Source organism: Bacillus sp. G16 (assembly GCF_021282335.1).
Lineage (GTDB): Bacteria > Bacillota > Bacilli > Bacillales > Bacillaceae > Bacillus > Bacillus inaquosorum.
In genome coordinates this window covers 166051-187731 of the sequence record NZ_JAJSOZ010000002.1, presented here as the reverse complement: position 1 = coordinate 187731, position 21681 = coordinate 166051, and the positions used below count along the sequence as shown (strand labels likewise).

Here is a 21681-nt window from a genome sequence, read left to right as displayed (position 1 = left end):
GTTTTTTTGTTTGGATGCACTGCTTTTTAAACGTAGTACTTTGGGCTTTTTCGGCTGTTAGTTCATAAGGATTAAAAGCTTATATGGATAAGAAAGGGAAAATATGCTGCACATGTTCACTGGTTATTGAAGATTAGGGGAGGTATGACAATATGGAAATAACTTTTTACCCTTTAACGGATGCACAAAAACGAATTTGGTATACAGAAAAATTTTATCCTGACACGAGTATTTCAAATCTTGCGGGGATTGGTAAGCTGGTTTCAACTGAAAAGATTGATTGGAAGCTTGTGGAGCAGGCGATTCAAGCGTTTATCCGCAGAAATGACGCCATGCGCCTTCGTTTGCGTCTCAATGAAAACGGAGAGCCCGTTCAATATATTAGCGAGTATCGGCCTGTTGATATAAAACATACTGACACCACTGGAGATCCGAATGCGATAGAGTCTATTTCACAATGGGGCCGGGAGGAAACGAAAAAACCTCTGCCGCTGTACGATTGTGACTTGTTCCGTTTTTCCTTGTTCACCATAAAGGAAAATGAAGTATGGTTTTACGCAAATGTTCATCACGTGATTTCTGATGGAATATCCATGAATATTCTCGGAAATGCGATTATGCACATTTATTTAGAATTAGCCGGCGGCTCAGAAACAAAAGAGGGCATTTCGCATTCATTTATCGATCATGTTTTATCTGAACAGGACTATGCTCAATCAAAACGGTTTGAAAAGGACAAGGCGTTTTGGAACAAGCAATTCGAAACGGTGCCTGAACTTGTTTCCCTGAAACGGAATGTCTCTGCAGGAGGAAGTTTAGAGGCTGAGCGGTTTTCTAAAGATGTGCCTGAAACGCTTCATCAGCAGCTTCTATCGTTTTGTGAGGCAAACAAGGTCAGCGTTCTTTCGGTGTTTCAATCGGTGCTCGCCGCCTATTTGTACAGAATCAGCGGCCAGAATGATGTCGTGACGGGAACCTTTATGGGCAACCGGACAAATGCGAAAGAGAAGCAGATGCTTGGCATGTTTGTATCAACGGTTCCGCTGCGGACGAACATTGACGGCGGGCAGGCGTTCTTAGATTTTGTCAAAGACCGGATGAAGGATCTCATGAAAACACTTCGTCACCAAAAGTACCCGTATAATCTCCTGATCAACGATTTGCGTGAAACAAAGAGCTCTCTGACCAAGCTGTTTACGGTTTCTCTTGAATATCAGGTGATGCAGTGGCAGAAAGAAGAGAATCTGGCCTTTTTGACTGAGCCGATTTTCAGCGGCAGCGGATTAAATGATGTATCAATTCATGTAAAGGATCGATGGGATACTGGGAAACTCACCATTGATTTTGATTACCGCACTGATTTATTTTCACGTGAAGAAATCAAAATTGTTTGTGAACGCATGATTACGATGCTGGAGAACGCATTATTGCATCCAGATCATATCATTGATGAATTAACGCTGATTTCTGCAGCGGAGAAAGAGAAGCTGCTTGTGAGGGCCGGCGGTGAATCTGTCAGCTATCGTAAGGATATGACGATTCCAGAGCTGTTCCAAGAACAGGCTGAGCAGCTTTCTGATCATCCAGCGGTTGTATTTGAAGATCGCACATTGTCCTATCGAACGTTACATGAGCAATCTGCACGCATCGCCAATGTGCTGAAACAGAAAGGCGTTGGCCCTGACAGACCTGTTGCGGTTCTGCTTGAACGCTCTGAACGGATGATTACGTCTATCATGGGGATTTTAAAAGCCGGCGGAGCCTATGTGCCGATTGATCCCGCTTTTCCTGCGGAGCGCATTCAATATATTTTGGAGGACTGCGGGGCGGACTTCATCCTGACTGAATCGCAGATTGAAGCTCCTGCGGCCGATGCTGAATTGATTGATTTTGATCAGGCGATTGCGGAAGGTGCTGGCGAAAGCCTGAATGCAGATGTATACGCACGGAACCTTGCCTACATTATTTACACATCGGGAACAACCGGACGTCCGAAAGGCGTTATGATCGAGCATCGCCAGGTTCATCATTTGGTTGAATCTTTGCAGCAGACGATTTACCAAAGCGGCAGCCAAACACTGCGGATGGCATTGCTTGCGCCATTCCACTTCGATGCGTCAGTGAAGCAGATTTTCGCGTCGCTTCTTTTGGGACAAACCCTTTATATTGTACCGAAGAAAACAGTGACGAACGGATCTGCCCTAGCTGCGTATTATCGCAGGCACTGCATTGAGGCAACGGACGGAACACCGGCCCATCTGCAAATGCTGATAGCAGCTGGCGATTTTGAAGGCTTAAAGCTGAAGCACCTGCTGATTGGAGGAGAGGGTTTATCGTCTGTCGTTGCGGACAAGCTGCTGAAGCTGTTTAAAGAAGCCGGCATAGCGCCGCGTTTGACCAATGTGTACGGGCCGACCGAAACATGTGTGGACGCATCTGTTCATCCGGTTATCCCGGAGAATGCTGTTCAATCAGCGTATGTGCCGATCGGGAAAGCGCTGGGGAACAACCGCTTATATATTTTGGATCAAAAAGGCCGGCTGCAGCCGGAAGGCGTGGCGGGCGAGCTTTATATCGCGGGCGATGGTGTAGGCCGTGGTTATTTACATCTGCCTGAATTGACGGCTGAGAAGTTTTTACAAGATCCATTCGTACCAGGCGATCGGATGTACCGGACCGGAGACGTGGTGCGCTGGCTTCCAGATGGAACAATCGAATATTTAGGAAGAGAGGATGACCAGGTCAAAGTCCGCGGATACCGGATTGAGCTTGGGGAAATTGAAGCCGTTATTCAGCAGGCGTCTGACGTTGCGAAAGCCGTTGTTTTGGCACGTCCTGATGAACAGGGAAATCTCGAGGTCAGCGCATATGTTGTGCAGAAGCCTGGAAGCGAATTTGCTCCAGCCAGCCTGCGGGCACACGCGGCCAGACAGCTTCCTGACTACATGGTGCCGGCTTACTTTACAGAAATCACAGAAATTCCGCTCACGCCAAGCGGCAAAGTCGACCGCCGCAAGCTGTTTGCACTAGAGGTGAAGGCGATCAGCGGAACGGCCTATACGGCGCCGCGAAATGAGACGGAAAAAGCAATCGCAGCCATTTGGCAGGATGTGCTCAATGTTGAAAAAGCGGGGATCTTTGACAATTTCTTTGAAACGGGCGGGCATTCATTGAAGGCAATGACGCTTTTAACAAGGATTCATAAGGAAACAGGCGCTGAGATTCCGCTTCAATATTTGTTTGAGCATCCGACGATTGCCGCTCTTGCAGAGGAAGCCGATCACAGAGAAAGCCGGGCATTTGCAGCAATTGAACCTGCTGAAAAACAGGAGCATTACCCGCTTTCATTGGCACAGCAGCGAACATATATCGTCAGCCAGTTTGAGGATGCGGGAGTCGGATACAACATGCCGGCGGCAGCGATTTTGGAAGGGCCTTTAGAGATTCAAAAGCTGGAGCGGGCATTTCAAGGGTTAATCCGCCGCCACGAGTCTCTGAGAACGTCATTTATTCTTGAAAACAACACGCCTAGACAGAACATTCATGACAGTGTCGATTTCAAAGTCGAGTTGATGGAAAGAGGCGGCCGCTCCGATGAGGAAATTATGACTTCATTCGTCCGGAGATTTGATTTGGCGAAAGCGCCGCTGTTCAGAATCGGCTTGATGAAGTTAGAAGAGAACCGTCATATGCTGCTGTTTGACATGCACCATTTGATTTCTGACGGTGTGTCCATCGGCATTATTTTGGAGGAGTTAGCACGGTTATATAAAGGCGAACAGCTTCCTGAGCTTCGTCTTCAGTATAAGGATTACGCCGTGTGGCAAAGCGGACAGGCTGCTGAAGGGTACCAGAAGGACCGGACGTATTGGAAGGAAGCCTTTGCGGGCGAGCTTCCGGTGCTTCAGCTTCTGTCCGATTACCCGAGACCGCCTGTTCAAAGCTTTGAAGGAGACAGGGTGTCGATCAAGCTGGATGCGGGCTTAAAGGATCGCCTAAATCGTTTGGCTGAACAAAACGGCGCCACGCTTTATATGGTGATGCTGTCCGCGTACTATACGCTTTTGTCAAAGTATACAGGGCAGGATGACATCATTGTCGGCACGCCGTCAGCGGGCAGAAACCACTCCGATACAGAGGGGATTGTCGGGATGTTCGTCAATACGCTCGCGATTCGCAGCGAAGTGAAGCAGGATGAGACGTTTACCGATTTGATCACGCGTGTCCGCAAACAGGTGCTGGATGCTTTTTCTCATCAGGATTATCCGTTTGAGTGGCTTGTTGAAGATTTGAACATTCCGCGTGATGTAAGCAGACATCCGCTGTTTGACACGATGTTCAGTCTTCAAAATGCGACAGAGGGCATTCCGGCTGTCGGCGATCTGTCTTTGTCTGTTCATGAGACTAACTTCAAGATTGCAAAATTTGATTTGACGATGCAGGCAAGAGGAACCGATGAGGGCATTGAGCTTGATTTGGACTACAGCACGAAGCTGTTTAAACAAAGCACGGCAGACAGGCTGCTTACGCATTTTGCGCGTTTGCTTGAAGATGCTGCTGCTGAGCCTGAGAAACAGATTTCTGAGTACAAACTTCTTTCCGAAGAGGAGGCTGCTTCGCAAATTCAGCAGTTCAACCCGGAAAGAACACCTTATCCGAAAGACAAGACAATTGTTCAGCTGTTTGAAGAGCAAGCGGCGAAAACGCCAGACCAGCCGGCACTTCAATATGAAGGCGAATCACTTACCTATCGTGAGCTGAATGAACGGGCCAATCGGTTAGCGCGCGGCATTCTTTCTTTTGGGGCAGGCGAAGGCAGAACAGCGGCTGTCTTATGCGAGCGGTCAATGGACATGATTGTGTCGATCCTCGCGGTATTAAAGACAGGTTCGGCTTATGTTCCGATTGATCCGGAGCACCCGATTCAGCGGATGCAGCATTTCTTCCGCGACAGCGGAGCGAAGGTGCTTCTCACTCAGAAAAAATTAAAGGCTTTAGCAGAAGAAGCGGAATTTAGCGGCGTTATCGTGCTTGCAGATGAGGAAGAAAGCTATCATGCCGATGTGCAAAATCTTGCACTGCCTCTTGATTCTGCGGCGATGGCCAACCTGACGTATACTTCCGGAACGACAGGAACACCGAAGGGAAATATCGTGACACATGCTAATATTCTGCGCACGGTGAAGGAAACGAATTATCTCAGCATTACAGAACAAGATACGATTCTCGGACTTTCCAATTACGTATTTGACGCGTTTATGTTTGATATGTTCGGTTCTTTGTTAAACGGTGCCAAGCTTGTGCTGATACCGAAAGAAACAGTTTTGGATATGGCTCGCCTGTCTCGCGTTATTGAGCGGGAGAACATCAGCATTCTTATGATTACAACCGCTTTGTTCCACCTGCTTGTGGACTTGAATCCGGCGTGCTTGTCAACGCTGCGCAAGATTATGTTTGGCGGGGAGCGGGCTTCAGTTGAGCATGTAAGAAAAGCTTTGCAAATTGTCGGAAAAGGCAAGCTCCTTCACATGTACGGGCCGTCTGAAAGCACGGTTTTCGCGACGTATCATCCGGTTGATGAATTGGAGGAGCACACGCTGTCTGTTCCGATTGGAAAACCGGTCAGCAATACGGAAGTATACATCCTTGACCGGGCGGGACACGTGCAGCCTGCCGGGATCGCCGGGGAGCTATGCGTCAGCGGCGAAGGGCTCGTGAAAGGCTATTACAACCGTCCTGAACTGACTGAGGAGAAATTCGTTCCGCATCCGTTTGCATCCGGCGAACGCATGTATAAAACGGGTGACCTTGCCAGATGGCTGCCGAATGGCGATATCGAATTTATCGGGCGGATCGACCACCAGGTGAAAATCCGCGGACAGCGCATCGAGCTTGGAGAAATCGAACATCAGCTGCAAACCCACGACCGCGTGCAAGAGAGTGTTGTGCTTGCTGTTGATCAAGGCGCGGGAGACAAACTGCTCTGCGCGTACTTTGTCGGAGAGGGAGAAATCTCATCTCAAGAGCTAAGAGAGCATGCCGCGAAGGATCTGCCGGCTTATATGGTTCCTGCGGTGTTTATCCAAATGGACGAGCTGCCGCTGACCGGGAACGGAAAAATCGACCGGAGAGCGCTGCCGCTTCCTGATGCCAACGTCTCAAGAGGTGTTTCATATGTTGCGCCTCGCAATGAAACGGAACAAAAAGTCGCAGACATTTGGGCGCATGTGCTTCAGGCTGAACAAGTCGGCGTTTATGACCAATTCTTTGACATAGGCGGACATTCATTAGCAGGCATGAAGATGCTTGCCTTGGTTCATCAGGAACTGGGCGTTGAGCTGTCACTCAAAGATCTCTTCCAGTCACCAACGGTTGAGGGCTTGGCACAGGTGATTGACTCTGCTGAAAAAGGGACAGTCATCAGCATCAGCTCGGCAAAGAAACAAGATACGTATCCTGTTTCTTCACCGCAAAAACGGATGTACGTGCTCCAGCAGCTTGAAGGAGCGGAAACGAGCTATAACATGCCGGCGGTTCTGCGCCTTACAGGTGAGCTTGATGTTGAAAGGCTCAACAGCGTGATGAAGCAGTTAATGCAGCGTCATGAAGCCTTTAGAACCACGTTTGAAATAAAAGATGGAGAAACGGTGCAGCGAATCTGGGAAGAAGCTGAATGTGAGATGGCATATTTCGAAGCCGCAGAGGAAGAGACAGAGCGGATCGTTTCTGAGTTTATCAAGCCTTTCAAAATCGATCGGCTTCCGCTGTTCAGAATGGGGCTGATCAAGCATTCAGACACTGAGCATGTGCTGCTGTTCGATATGCATCATATTATTTCTGATGGTGCGTCTGTCGGCGTGCTCATTGAGGAGCTTTCAAAGCTGTACGATGGAGAAACCCTTGAGCCGCTCCGCATTCAATATAAGGATTATGCCGTGTGGCAGCAGCAGTTCATTCAGTCTGAGCTTTACAAGAAGCAAGAGGAGCATTGGCTGAAGGAGCTGGAAGGAGAGCTGCCGGTGCTGACGCTTCCGACTGACTATAGCCGGCCTGCCGTTCAAACATTTGAGGGAAACCGCATTGCATTTTCATTAGAAGCGGGCAAAGTTGATGCCCTGCGCAGACTTGCAAAAGAAACGGATTCCACAATGTACATGGTGCTTCTCGCTTCATACAGTGCGTTTTTATCAAAACTGAGCGGGCAAGACGATATCATCGTCGGTTCACCGGTAGCCGGACGATCCCAAGCTGACGTCAGCCGCGTCATCGGAATGTTCGTCAATACGTTGGCGTTGCGCACGTATCCGAAAGGTGAAAAGACGTTTGCTGACTATCTTAGCGAAGTGAAAGAAACGGCACTCAGCGCTTTTGATGCGCAAGATTACCCGCTTGAGGACTTGATCGGGAACGTACAGGTTCAGCGTGACACGAGCAGAAATCCGTTATTCGATGCAGTGTTTTCAATGCAAAATGCGAACATCAAGGATCTAACGATGAAAGGGATTCAGCTGGAGCCGCATCCGTTTGAACGGAAAACGGCCAAGTTTGACATTACACTGACCGCTGACGAAACCGATGGAGGGCTTACGTTCGTACTCGAATACAATACAGCGCTGTTTAAGCCGGAAACGATTGAACGATGGAAGCAATACTGGATGCAGCTTCTAGATGCTGTCACCGACAACCCGAATCAGCAGCTTTCCAGCCTGTCACTTGTGAATGAAACAGAAAAACAAACGCTTCTCGACGCATGGAAGGGCAAAAACCTTCCTGTGCCGACAGATAAAACCGTTCATCAGCTATTCGAAGAGACCGCTCAGCGCCACAAAGACCGCCAGGCTGTCACATTCAACGGACAGTCATGGACGTACGGCGAGCTGAATGCGAAGGCAAACCGTCTTGCACGGATTCTGATCGACTGCGGCATCAGCGCGGATGAGCGCGTCGGCGTTCTCACGAAGCCGTCGCTGGAAATGTCCGCTGCGGTGCTCGGCGTCTTAAAGGCGGGAGCGGCGTTTGTACCGGTTGATCCTGATTATCCGGATCAGCGGATTGACTATATTTTACAAGACAGCGGCGCGAAGCTTCTCTTGAAACAGGAAGGCATTTCAGTTCCGGATAGCTTCTCAGGAGACGTCATTCTTCTCGACGGGGATCGTACGATTCTAAGCCTGCCGCTAGATGAAAACGATGAAGAAAATCCAGAGACGGATACAAACGCAGAGAACCTCGCTTACATGATTTACACGTCTGGAACGACCGGACAGCCGAAGGGTGTCATGGTCGAGCACCATGCGCTTGTGAACCTGTGCTTCTGGCACCATGACGCGTTTAGCATGATAGAGGAGGACCGCAGTGCGAAGTACGCGGGCTTTGGATTCGACGCCTCCATTTGGGAGATGTTCCCGACCTGGACAATCGGCGCCGAGCTTCACGTCATTGATGAAGCGATCCGCCTCGATATCGTCCGCCTGAACGACTATTTCGAAACGCACGGCGTGACGATCACGTTCCTGCCGACGCAACTGGCGGAACAGTTCATGGAGCTTGAGAACACATCACTCCGTGTCCTCTTGACTGGAGGAGACAAGCTGAAGCGTGCGGTCAAACAGCCGTACACGCTCGTCAACAACTACGGGCCGACAGAAAATACGGTCGTTGCCACGAGCACAGAAATCAATCCGGAGGAAGGCTCGCTTTCCATCGGGCAGGCGATCGCCAATACGAGAGTGTACATTCTTGGCGAGGGCAATCAGGTGCAGCCGGAAGGCGTAGCCGGAGAGCTTTGCGTGGCGGGACGCGGCCTGGCGCGCGGCTATCTGAATCGAGAAGACGAAACCGCGAAGCGGTTTGTCGCTGATCCGTTTGTGCCGGGTGAACGCATGTACCGCACCGGCGATTCGGTGAAATGGGTGAACGGCGGCATCGAATACATCGGCCGGATCGACCAGCAGGTCAAGGTCCGCGGCTACCGGATCGAGCTCTCAGAAATCGAAGTCCAGCTCGCCCAGCTTTCTGAGGTACAGGATGCGGCGGTGACAGCTGTCAAAGATAAAGGCGGCAATACAGCGATCGCGGCGTATGTGACACCGGAAACAGCTGACATAGAAGCGCTGAAATTAGCACTGAAGGAAGCCCTGCCGGACTACATGATCCCGGCGTTCTGGGTGACGCTGAACGAGCTTCCAGTTACGGCAAACGGAAAGGTTGACCGCAAAGCGTTGCCGGAGCCGGACATCGAAGCGGGAAGCGGAGAATACAAAGCGCCGGCAACGGATATGGAAGAGCTGCTTGTCGGTATTTGGAAGGATGTGCTCGGCATTCCGGAGATCGGTGTCATCGACAATTTCTTCTCGCTTGGCGGAGATTCCATCAAAGGAATCCAGATGGCGAGCCGCTTGAACCAGCACGGCTGGAAGCTGGAAATGAAAGACCTTTTCCAGCACCCGACGATCGAAGAGCTCACCCAATACGTGGAGCGTGCCGAAGGCAAACAGGCGGACCAAGGCCCAGTGGAGGGCGAAGTCATCCTGACACCGATTCAGCGCTGGTTCTTTGAAAAGAACTTCACGAACAAGCACCATTGGAACCAATCAGTGATGCTTCACGCCAAAAAAGGATTTGATCCTGAACGGGTGGAGAAAACGTTGCAGGCGCTGATCGAGCACCATGATGCACTCCGTATGGTCTACCATGAGGAGCCGAGAACTATCGTTCAATACAACAGAGGACTTGATGCTGCTTCAGCTCAATTAGAGATCATTCAGATTGAAGGCCAAGCGAAAGATTATGAAGACCGCATAGAGAGAGAAGCGGAACGACTGCAAAGCAGCATCGACTTGCAGGAAGGCGGCTTGTTAAAAGCTGGATTGTTCCAAGCAGAAGACGGAGACCACTTGCTCCTTGCCATTCACCACTTAGTGGTTGACGGTGTGTCATGGCGGATTTTACTGGAGGATTTCGCCGCGGTTTATACACAGCTTGAGCAAGGCAATGAACCGGTTCTCCCGCAGAAAACACATTCATTTGCGGAGTATGCAGAGAGATTGCAAGACTTTGCGAACTCCAAGGCCTTTTTGAAAGAAAAAGAGTATTGGAGACAGCTTGAAGAACAGACTGTCGCGGCAAAGCTTCCGAAAGATCGTGAATCTGGTGATCAGCGAATGAAACATACAAAGACAATCGAATTTTCGCTGACTGCTGAAGAGACAGAACAGCTTACCACAAAGGTGCATGAGGCATATCACACAGAAATGAATGATATTTTGCTGACGGCATTCGGGTTGGCGATGAAGGAGTGGACAGGTCAGGATCAAGTAAGTGTTCATTTAGAGGGGCATGGACGTGAAGAAATCATAGAAGACCTGACCATTTCCCGCACAGTCGGCTGGTTTACTAGTATGTACCCGATGGTGCTCGATATGAAGCATGCGGATGATCTGGGCTACCAGCTGAAGCAAATGAAAGAAGATATCAGACATGTGCCGAATAAGGGAGTCGGATACGGCATTCTGCGCTATCTGACGGCGCCGGAACATAAAGAAGATGTGGCGTTCTCGATTCAGCCGGATGTCAGCTTCAACTATTTAGGACAGTTCGATGAAATGTCGGATGCAGGCTTGTTCACGAGATCAGAGCTGCCGTCAGGACAGTCGTTAAGCCCGGAAACAGAAAAACCGAACGCGCTCGATGTTGTCGGATACATCGAAAACGGAAAACTGACGATGACACTGGCCTATCATTCTCTTGAATTTCATGAAAAAACGATAAAGACATTCAGCGACAGCTTTAAAGCCCATCTTCTCAGAGTCATTGAACATTGCCTATCTCAAGATGGAACGGAACTGACGCCGAGTGACCTTGGCGATGATGATTTGACGCTGGATGAGCTGGATAAATTAATGGAAATTTTCTAATAGAGGTGGCATATGAGCAAAAAATCGATTCAAAAGGTGTACGCACTGACACCGATGCAGGAGGGAATGCTGTATCATGCGATGCTTGATCCGCATTCTTCCTCGTACTTCACACAATTAGAGCTTGGGATTCACGGTGCTTTTGATCTTGAAATCTTTGAGAAAAGCGTCAATGAACTGATTCGGTCATACGATATTCTCCGTACGGTATTTGTGCACCAGCAGCTGCAAAAACCGCGTCAGGTTGTATTAGCGGAACGCAAAACAAAGGTGCACTATGAAGATATCAGTCATGCGGACCGAGACCGCCAAAAAGAGCACATCGAGCGTTATAAACAAGACGTGCAGCGCCAAGGTTTTAACCTGGCAAAAGACATTTTGTTCAAGGTGGCGGTTTTCCGTCTTGATGCAGAACAGCTGTATCTTGTCTGGAGCAATCATCATATTATGATGGACGGCTGGAGCATGGGCGTACTCATGAAAAGCCTGTTCCAAAACTATGAAGCGCTCAGAGCAGGCCGGACACCGGCAAACGGCCAGGGCAAGCCTTATTCCGACTACATCAAGTGGCTTGGAAAACAGGACAATGAAGAAGCAGAGAGCTACTGGAGCGAACGCTTGGCGGGTTTTGAACAGCCGAGCGTGCTCCCAGGCCGCCTGCCTGAGAACAAAGATGAATACGTCAATAAAGAATATTCATTTACATGGGACGAAACACTGGTTGCCCGCATTCAGCAAACCGCAAACCGCCATCAAGTGACGGGGCCTAACCTGTTTCAGGCTGTTTGGGGCATTGTTCTCAGTAAATACAACTTTACGAAGGACGTTGTCTTCGGCACGGTCGTATCGGGACGGCCGTCTGAAATCAACGGGATTGAAACGATGGCGGGGCTGTTTATCAACACCATTCCAGTGCGGGTAAAAGTAGATCAAGATGCTGCTTTCGCTGATATTTTCTCAGCTGTTCAGCAGCATGCAGTAGAGGCGGAGCGTTACGATTACGTGCCGCTCTATGAGATTCAAAAACGCTCAGCGCTCGACAGCAATCTCTTGAACCATCTGGTAGCGTTTGAAAATTATCCGCTGGACCAAGAGCTTGAAAACGGCAGCATGGAAGACCGCCTCGGATTTTCTATCAAGGTAGAAAGTGCATTTGAGCAAACGAGCTTCGATTTCAACCTGATTGTGTATCCTGGCAAAACGTGGACCGTCAAAATCAAATATAACGGAGCTGCCTTTGATTCCGCTTTTATCGAACGGACAGCGGAGCACCTTACCCGCATGATGGAAGCAGCTGTCGATCAGCCGGCCGCTTTTGTGCGTGAGTACGGGCTTGTGGGAGACGAAGAGCAGCAGCAAATTGTCGAGGTCTTTAACCGTACGAAAGCCGAACTCCCTGAAGGAATGGCCGTTCATCAAGTGTTTGAAGAGCAAGCGCAACGGACGCCGGCGAGCACTGCTGTCGTATATGAAGGAGTCGAGCTGACGTACCGTGAGCTGAATAGAGCGGCTAACCGTCTGGCTAGAAAGCTTGTCGAACAAGGTCTTCAAAAAGGGGAAACAGCCGCGATAATGAACGACCGATCGGCAGAAACCGTTGTTGGCATGCTGGCTGTGTTAAAAGCAGGCGCCGCCTATGTGCCGCTTGATCCAGCGCTTCCTGAGGATCGTCTTCGTTTCATGGCGGAGGACAGTTCCATTCGGATGGTATTGGCCGGAAAGTCTTATACAGAGCAGGCACATCAGCTGCAAGTGCCGGTACTTACACTGGACAGCGGTTTTGAAGAGAGCGAAGCGGCTGACAATCTCAATCTGCCATCCGCACCGACTGATTTGGCGTACATTATGTACACATCTGGTTCGACGGGCAAACCGAAAGGCGTCATGATTGAACATAAAAGCATTCTTCGTCTCGTCAAAAATGGCGGGTATGTTCCTGTCCATGAAGAGGACCGCATGGCGCAAACGGGAGCTGTCAGCTTTGATGCCGGAACCTTTGAAGTATTCGGCGCACTGCTGAATGGCGCAGCGCTTTACCCTGTCAAAAAAGAGACGCTGCTTGATGCGAAACAATTTGCAGCATTCCTGCGAGAACAGAGAATCACGGCCATGTGGCTGACATCACCTTTATTCAACCAGCTTGCCGCAAAGGATGCCGGCATGTTCGGCACACTGCGCCATTTAATTATCGGGGGAGACGCCCTCGTGCCGCATATTGTCAGCAAAGTGAAACAGGCATCGCCGTCGCTTTCATTGTGGAACGGATACGGCCCGACTGAAAACACGACGTTTTCAACAAGTTTTCTGATCGACCGTGAGTATAGCGGCTCTATTCCAATCGGGAAGCCTATCGGAAATTCGACTGCCTACATCATGGATGAGCAGCAGCGGCTGCAGCCACTTGGCGCACCCGGCGAGCTGTGCGTCGGCGGAATCGGTGTAGCGCGAGGATATGTGAATCTCCCTGAGCTGACGGAGAAGCAATTTCTCGAAGATCCGTTCAGACCGGGTGAAAGGATTTATCGCACTGGCGACTTGGCAAGATGGCTGCCGGACGGCAATATCGAGTTTTTAGGAAGAATCGACAATCAAGTGAAGGTGCGCGGCTTCCGAATTGAGCTTGGCGAAATTGAAACAAAACTGAACATGGCAGAGCATGTGACAGAGGCTGCCGTGATCATCCGCAAGAACAAAGCAGATGAAAATGAAATTTGCGCATACTTTACGGCGGACCGTGAAGTGTCTGTGAGCGGGCTGAGAAAAACACTGTCTCAATCTTTGCCTGACTATATGGTTCCTGCCCATTTGATTCAGATGGACAGCCTGCCGCTCACACCAAACGGAAAAATCAACAAAAAAGAACTGCCTGCGCCTCAATCAGAAACCGCGCAGCCGGAGTACGCAGCACCAGAAACAGAGAGTGAAAAGAAATTAGCGGAGATCTGGGAAGGGATACTCGGCGTCAAAGCAGGCGTTACCGATAACTTCTTTATGATCGGTGGTCATTCTTTGAAAGCGATGATGATGACGGCGAAAATCCAGGAGCATTTTCATAAGGAAGTACCGATTAAAGTGCTTTTTGAAAAGCCGACCATTCAAGAACTGGCGCTGTATTTGGAAGAGAACGAAAGCAAGGAGGAGCAGACGTTTGAACCGATCAAGCAAGCACCTTATCAGCAGCATTATCCTGTATCCCCGGCCCAGCGGAGAATGTATATCCTCAATCAGCTTGGACAAGCAAACACAAGCTATAACGTCCCCGCTGTACTTTTGCTGGAGGGAGAAGTAGATAAAGACCGGCTTGAAAATGCGATTCAGCAATTAATCAACCGGCACGAAATCCTCCGGACATCGTTTGACATGATCGATGGAGAAGTTGTACAAACCGTTCATAAAAACGTATCGTTCCAGCTGGAGGCTGCCAAGGGACGGGAAGAAGACGCGGAGGAAATGATCAAAGCGTTCATTCAGCCGTTTGAACTAAACCGCGCGCCGCTCGTCCGTTCGAAGCTTGTCCAGCTTGAGGAAGAACGCCACCTGCTGCTCATTGATATGCACCATATCATCACTGACGGCAGTTCAACAGGCATTCTGATCGGTGATCTCGCCAAAATATATCAAGGCGCTGATCTTGAGCTGCCGCAGATTCACTATAAAGATTACGCTGTTTGGCACAAAGAACATGCTGATCATCAAAAAGATGAAGCATACTGGCTCGAAACCTTTAAAGGCGAGCTGCCGATTCTTGATCTTCCGGCGGATTTCGAACGGCCTGCTGAACGGAGCTTTGCGGGAGAGCGCGTAATGTTCGGGCTCGATAAGCAAAGCACGGCTCAAATCAAATCACTCTTGGCAGAAACGGATACGACAATGTACATGTTTTTGCTGGCAGCGTTCAATGTACTCCTTTCTAAGTACGCGTCACAGGATGATATCATTGTCGGCTCGCCGACAGCGGGAAGAACACATCCTGATCTGCAAGGTGTGCCGGGCATGTTTGTCAACACGGTGGCACTAAGAACGGCTCCTGCGGGAGATAAAACCTTTGCGCAATTCCTGGAAGAGGTCAAAACAGCCAGCCTTCAAGCATTCGAGCACCAGAGCTATCCGCTTGAGGAACTGATTGAAAAGCTTCCGCTTATAAGGGACACAAGCCGAAGTCCGCTGTTCAGCGTGATGTTCAACATGCAGAACATGGAGATTCCTTCATTGAGATTAGGAGATTTGAAGATTTCTTCGTATTCCATGCTTCATCACGTGGCGAAATTTGATCTCTCCTTGGAAGCGGTCGAGCGTGAAGAGGATATCGGCCTAAGCTTTGACTATGCGACTGCTCTGTTTAAGGACGAAACCATCCGCCGCTGGAGCAGCCACTTTGTCAATATCATCAAAGCGGCCGCGGCTAATCCGAACGTTCGGCTGTCTGATGTAGACTTGCTTTCACCAGCAGAAACGGCTGCTTTGCTTGAAGAAAGACATATGACTCAAATTACTGAAGCAACCTTTGCAGCTCTTTTCGAAAAACAGGCCCAGCAAACACCTGATCATCCTGCGGTGATATCTGGCGGAAATCTGCTGACCTATCGCGAGCTTGATGAACAGGCGAACCAGCTGGCGCATCATCTTCGTGCGCAAGGGGCAGGAAGTGAAGACATCGTCGCGATTGTCATGGATCGGTCAGCTGTGGTCATGGTATCGATTCTCGGTGTCATGAAGGCGGGTGCGGCTTTCCTTCCGATTGATCCTGATACGCCTGAAGAACGGATCCGCTATTCATTAGAGGACAGCGGAGCGAGAATTGCGGTCGTGAACGAAAGAAATATGACGGCCATTGGGCAATATGAAGGAATAATCGTCAACCTTGATGACGCAGCGTGGAGAAATGAAAGCAAGGAGCGCCCATCACCGATTTCCGGATCTCGTAATCTTGCATACGTCATTTATACGTCAGGTACGACCGGGAAGCCGAAGGGGGTGCAGATCGAGCATCGCAATCTGACAAACTATGTTTCTTGGTTTAATCATGAGGCGGGCCTGACGGAAACCGATAAGTCTGTTTTGCTTTCGTCTTACGCATTCGACCTGGGCTATACGAGCATGTTCCCTGTTCTTCTGGCAGGGGGCGAGCTCCACATCGTGCCGAAGGAAACCTATACGGCACCGGATGAAATTGGGCGTTATATCAAGGAACACGGGATCACATATATCAAACTGACACCGTCTCTGTTCCATACGATGGTGAACACGGCCAGCTTTACAAAAGAGCCAAACTTTGAATCCTTGCGCTTGATTGTCTTGGGAGGAGAAAAAATCATCCCGGCGGATGTTCTCGCCTTCCGCAAGGTGTATGGGCATACCGAATTTATCAATCACTACGGCCCGACTGAAGCAACGATCGGCGCCATCGCCGGACGGGTTAATCTGTCTGAACCGGGCGCATTCGCGAAACGCCCGACAATCGGACAGCCGATTGCGAATGCCGGCGCGCTTGTCTTAAATGAGGCGTTACAGCTTGTGCCTCAAGGAGCGAGTGGCCAGCTCTATATCACGGGACAGGGGCTTGCGAGAGGATATCTCAACAGGCCTCAGCTGACAGCCGAGAGATTTGTAGAAAATCCATATTCACCGGGCAGCCTCATGTACAAAACCGGAGATGTCGTACGAAGACTTTCTGACGGTACGCTTGAATTTATCGGCCGGGCTGATGATCAGGTGAAAATCCGCGGCTACCGCATTGAGCCGAAAGAAATTGAAACGGTTATGCTCAGCCTCAGCGAAATTCATGAAGCGGTTGTGCTAGCGGTTTCCGAGGGCGGACTTCAAGAGCTTTGCGCGTATTATACGGCGGATCAAAACATTGAAAAAGCAGCGCTCCGGAACCAGCTTTCACAAACACTGCCGTCTCATATGATTCCTGCTTTCTTTGTGCAGGTGGACGCGATTTCGCTGACGGCAAACGGGAAAACCGACAGAAACGCATTGCCGAAGCCGAACGAGGCACAATCCGGACGCAAGGCCTCAGCTATACCGGAAACAGCGCTTGAAGAGAGCCTATGCCGCATTTGGCAGAAAACGCTTGGCATAGAAGCGATCGGCATCGACGACAATTTCTTCGATTTAGGCGGCCATTCATTAAAAGGAATGATGCTCATCGCGAACATTCAGGTCGAATTGGAGAAAACCGTACCGCTTAAAGCGCTGTTCGAGAAGCCGACTGTTCGCCAGCTTGCGGCTTATATGGAGGCATCGGCAGTTTCAGGCGGCCATCATGTGCTCAAACCGGCTGACAAACAGGATATGTACCCATTGTCATCCGCGCAGAAACGGATGTATGTACTGAATCAGCTTGACCGGCAGACGATCAGCTACAACATGCCATCTGCTCTTCTGATGGAAGGCGAGCTTGATATTTCGCGTCTGCGCGACTCACTGAATCAGCTTGTGAATCGACACGAGTCATTGCGCACATCATTTATAGAAGCCAATGGTGAGCCTGTTCAGCGCATTATTGAGGAGGCGGTGATTGATCTTCATGTGTTTGAAGCGGAAGAAGATGAAGCGGAACAAAAGATCAAGGAATTTATCCGGCCATTCGACCTAAACAATGCGCCGCTCATTCGTGCGGCTTTGCTTCGAATAGAAGCGAAGAAACACTTGCTGCTTTTGGATATGCATCACATCATCGCTGACGGCGTATCAAGAGGCATTTTTGTAAAAGAATTGGCGCTGCTTTACAAAGGAGAACAGCTTCCGGAGCCGGCGCTTCATTATAAGGATTTCGCCGTTTGGCAAAATGAAGCTGCGCAAAAGGAACGGATGAAGGAGCATGAGGCGTACTGGCTCTCGCTTCTTTCAGGCGAGCTGCCGGAGCTTGATCTTCCGCTCGATTACGCCCGTCCGCCTGTGCAAAGCTTTAAAGGGGACACGGTCCGTTTCCGTACGGGAAGCGAGACGGCAAAGGCGGTAGAGAAGCTGCTTGCAGAAACCGGAACGACCTTGCACATGGTGCTTCATGCTGTTTTCCACGTGTTTTTAAGCAAAATTTCCGGACAGCGGGATATCGTCATCGGCTCCGTCACTGCCGGCCGGATGAATGCCGATGTCCAAGACATGCCGGGGATGTTTGTCAATACGCTTGCCTTAAGAATGGAAGCGGAAGAACAGCAAACCTTTGCAGAGCTTCTGGAGAAAGCGAAGCAGACGAACCTGTCAGCGCTTGAACATCAGGAATATCCGTTTGAGGACTTGGTCAATCAGCTTGATCTTCCTCGGGATATGAGCCGAAATCCATTGTTTAACGTAATGGTGACGACAGAAAATCCTGATAAAGAACAGCTTACATTGCAGAACCTAAGCATTTCACCTTATGAGGCCCATCAGGGAACGTCTAAGTTTGATCTGACATTAGGCGGATTCACTGATGAAAACGGCATCGGCCTGCAGCTCGAATATGCGACTGATCTGTTCTCAAGAGAGACGGCTGAGAAATGGAGCGAATACGTTCTCCGTTTACTAAAGGCTGTTGCGGAAAATCCAAACCAGCCGCTTTCCAGCTTGTCACTTGTCACGGAAACAGAAAAACAAATGCTTCTAGATGCATGGAAGGGCAAAACGCTCCCTGTGCCGACAGACAAAACCGTTCATCAGCTATTCGAAGAGACCGCTCAGCGCCACAAAGACCGCCCGGCTGTCACATTCAACGGCCAGTCATGGACGTACGGCGAGCTGAATGCCAAGGCAAACCGTCTTGCTCGGATTCTGATCGACTGCGGCATCAGCGCGGATGAGCGCGTCGGCGTTCTCACGAAGCCGTCGCTGGAAATGTCCGCTGCGGTGCTCGGCGTCTTAAAGGCGGGAGCGGCGTTTGTGCCGATTGATCCTGATTATCCGGATCAGCGGATTGACTATATTTTACAAGACAGCGGCGCGAAGCTTCTCTTGAAACAGGAAGGCATTTCAGTGCCGGACAGCTTCTCAGGAGACGTCATTCTTCTCGACGGGGATCGCACGATTCTAAGCCTGCCGCTAGATGAAAACGATGAAGAAAATCCAGAGGCGGATACAAACGCAGAGAACCTCGCGTACATGATTTACACGTCTGGAACGACCGGACAGCCGAAAGGTGTCATGGTCGAGCACCATGCGCTTGTGAACCTGTGCTTCTGGCACCATGACGCGTTCAGCATGACAGAGGAGGACCGCAGTGCGAAATACGCGGGCTTTGGATTCGATGCCTCCATTTGGGAGATGTTCCCGACCTGGACAATCGGCGCCGAGCTTCATGTCATTGATGAAGCGATCCGCCTCGATATCGTCCGCCTGAACGACTATTTTGAAACGAACGGCGTGACGATCACCTTCCTGCCGACGCAGCTGGCGGAACAGTTCATGGAGCTTGAGAACACATCACTCCGTGTCCTCTTGACTGGAGGAGACAAGCTGAAGCGTGCGGTCAAACAGCCGTACACGCTCGTCAACAACTACGGGCCGACAGAAAATACGGTCGTTGCCACGAGCACAGAAATCAATCCAGAGGAAGGCTCGCTTTCCATCGGTCGAGCGATCGCCAATACAAGAGTGTACATTCTCGGCGAGGGCAATCAGGTGCAGCCGGAAGGCGTAGCCGGAGAGCTTTGCGTGGCGGGACGCGGCCTGGCGCGCGGCTATCTGAATCGAGAAGACGAAACCGCGAAGCGGTTTGTCGCTGATCCGTTTGTGCCGGGTGAACGCATGTACCGCACCGGCGATTTGGTGAAATGGGTGAACGGCGGCATCGAATACATCGGCCGGATCGACCAGCAGGTCAAGGTCCGCGGCTACCGGATCGAGCTCTCAGAAATCGAAGTCCAGCTCGCCCAGCTTTCTGAGGTACAGGATGCGGCGGTGACAGCTGTCAAAGATAAAGGCGGCAATACAGCGATCGCGGCGTATGTGACACCGGAAACAGCTGACATAGAAGCGCTGAAATTAGCACTGAAGGAAGCCCTGCCGGACTACATGATCCCGGCGTTCTGGGTGACGCTGAACGAGCTTCCAGTTACGGCAAACGGAAAGGTTGACCGCAAAGCGTTGCCGGAGCCGGACATCGAAGCGGGAAGCGGAGAATACAAAGCGCCGACAACGGATATGGAAGAGCTGCTTGCAGGCATCTGGCAGGATGTGCTCGGCATTTCGGAGATCGGTGTCAGTGACAATTTCTTCTCGCTCGGCGGAGATTCCATCAAAGGAATCCAAATGGCGAGCCGCTTGAACCAGCACGGCTGGAAGCTGGAAATGAAAGACCTCTTCCAGCACCCGACGATCGAAGAGCTCACCCAATACGTGGAGCGTGCCGAAGGCAAACAGGCGGACCAAGGCCCAGTGGAGGGCGAAGTCATCCTGACACCGATTCAGCGCTGGTTCTTTGAAAAGAACTTCACGAACAAGCACCACTGGAACCAATCGGTGATGCTTCATGCCAAGAAAGGCTTTGATCCTGAACGGGTGGAGAAAACGTTGCAGGCGCTGATCGAGCATCATGACGCACTCCGTATGGTCTATCGCGAGGAAAACGGAAATATCCTTCAAGCGTATAAAGCTATCAGCGAAAGCAAAGTCAGCTTCGAAATTGTGGATCTGTACGGCTCCGATGAAAACATGCTGAAAAGCCAGATCAAGATTCTCGCGAACAGGCTGCAAAGCAGTCTCGATCTGCAAAACGGACCGCTTCTCAAGGCGGAGCAATACCGTACGGAAGCTGGCGACCACCTGCTCATCGCTGTACACCATCTCGTGGTCGACGGCGTGTCATGGCGGATTTTGCTTGAAGATTTTGCTTCAGGCTACATGCAGGCTGAGAAAGAAGGGAACATTGTCTTCCCGCAAAAAACAAATTCCTTCAAGGATTGGGCGGAAGAACTGGCGGCATTCAGCCAATCAGCGCATCTTTTACAGCAGGCTGAATACTGGGCGCAAATTGACGCTGAACAGGTTTCTCCTGTGCCGAAGGATTATGAAACAGTGCAGCGGATGGTCAAACATACATCATCTGTCCTCTGTGAATTAACGGAAGAAGACACCAAACATCTCTTAACGGATGTTCATCAGCCATATGGAACTGAAATCAATGATATTCTTCTCAGCGCGCTCGGTCTAACAATGAAAGAATGGACAGACGGTGCCAAAATCGGCATTAATCTGGAGGGACACGGACGGGAGGACATCATTCCGAATGTGAATATCTCCAGAACGGTCGGCTGGTTTACGGCGCAATATCCTGTTGTGCTCGACATGTCTGAAGCAGACGCCTCAGCCGTGATCAAATCAGTCAAAGAAAACCTGCGCCGCATTCCGGACAAAGGTGTTGGCTACGGCATTCTCCGTTATGTCACAGAAACAGCGGATACAAAGGGTTTCACGCCAGAAATCAGCTTTAACTATTTGGGCCAATTCGACAGTGAAGTAAAAACCGACTTCTTTGAGCCGTCCGCTTTCGATATGGGACGCCAAGTAAGCGAGGAATCAGAAGCGCTGTACGCTTTAAGCTTCAGCGGCATGATCAGGAACGGCCGATTTGTGCTTTCCTGCTCCTACAATGAGAAGGAGTTTGAAAGAGCTACGGTCGAGAAGCAAATGGAACGGTTTAAAGAAAACCTCCTGATGCTGATCCGCCATTGTACGGAAAAAGAGGACAAGGAATTCACGCCGAGCGACTTCAGCGCCGAAGACCTTGAAATGGACGAGATGGGCGATATCTTTGACATGCTTGAGGAGAATTTAAAATAAA

At 50.3% G+C, this 21681-nt stretch carries 2 protein-coding genes; both read left to right on the top strand.

The features are described from left to right. Positions 1–152 precede the first annotated feature (152 nt). Positions 153–10916, top strand: a complete 10764-nt coding sequence (gene srfAA / locus LWH95_RS02960) for a surfactin non-ribosomal peptide synthetase SrfAA (RefSeq protein ID WP_232918921.1) — start codon at positions 153–155, stop codon at positions 10914–10916. Between the two features lie 12 nt (positions 10917–10928). Continuing rightward, positions 10929–21680, top strand: a complete 10752-nt coding sequence (srfAB, locus tag LWH95_RS21780) for a surfactin non-ribosomal peptide synthetase SrfAB (RefSeq protein WP_442860835.1) — start codon at positions 10929–10931, stop codon at positions 21678–21680. The last annotated feature ends 1 nt before the right edge of the window (position 21681 follow it).

Excerpts from the sequence above, each read along its gene's own strand:
- srfAB (WP_442860835.1), top strand. The coding sequence starts at position 10,929 with ATGAGCAAAAAATCGATTCAAAAGGTGTACGCACTGACACCGATGCAG.
- srfAA (WP_232918921.1), top strand. The coding sequence starts at position 153 with ATGGAAATAACTTTTTACCCTTTAACGGATGCACAAAAACGAATTTGG.